The organism is Kushneria phyllosphaerae, assembly GCF_900312995.1.
GTDB classification, from domain to species: domain Bacteria; phylum Pseudomonadota; class Gammaproteobacteria; order Pseudomonadales; family Halomonadaceae; genus Kushneria; species Kushneria phyllosphaerae.
The window spans coordinates 1-464 of sequence record NZ_ONZI01000016.1 but is presented as its reverse complement, the minus strand read 5'-3'; the positions used below and the strand labels follow the sequence as shown (position 1 = coordinate 464).

2 protein-coding genes are annotated in these 464 nt (G+C 55.2%); both read right to left on the bottom strand.

Annotated elements, in window-relative coordinates:
- Positions 1–218, bottom strand: a 218-nt coding sequence (locus KSP9073_RS17720) for a hypothetical protein (protein ID WP_207771517.1), incomplete at its 3' end; no start/stop codon positions are given.
- A gap of 42 nt (positions 219–260) precedes the next feature.
- The coding region (locus KSP9073_RS17715) for a hypothetical protein (RefSeq protein ID WP_207771516.1) at positions 261–464 on the bottom strand (204 nt) is incomplete at its 5' end.

The following is a 464-nucleotide window of genomic DNA, read 5'->3' as shown; positions in this document are numbered from 1 at the left end:
GCCTTGCCGTGGCGAGCAAACGCGGTATACGCTGCCGCCATATCTTCCAGTTTTGCACCAGCGCCGCCGAGAATGAGTGAAAGATTCGGCGCAGCACCGTTGGGCAAATATAACGGCAATCCAACATTGCGTAACTTTGCCGCAAACCGTTTCGGTCCATAGGCTTCCAGCACCTGCACAGCAGGTAAGTTCAGCGAGCGCACCAGCGCCTCGCTCATGCTGATCGGGCCATGAAAACCGCTATCAAAGTTACCTGGTCGCTAATCACCGGTGCGCCGGGGGACGTCTTGCAGCAGTGATGCCGGGTGGATCAAGCCTTCATCCAGCGCCAGACCATAAACAAACGGTTTGAGCACTGATCCTGGCGATCGGATCGAATTGACCATATCAACATGACCAAAGCGTGAATCATCGTTGAGATCAACCGATCCCACCCAGCCGCGAACACGCATATCGGTATGATC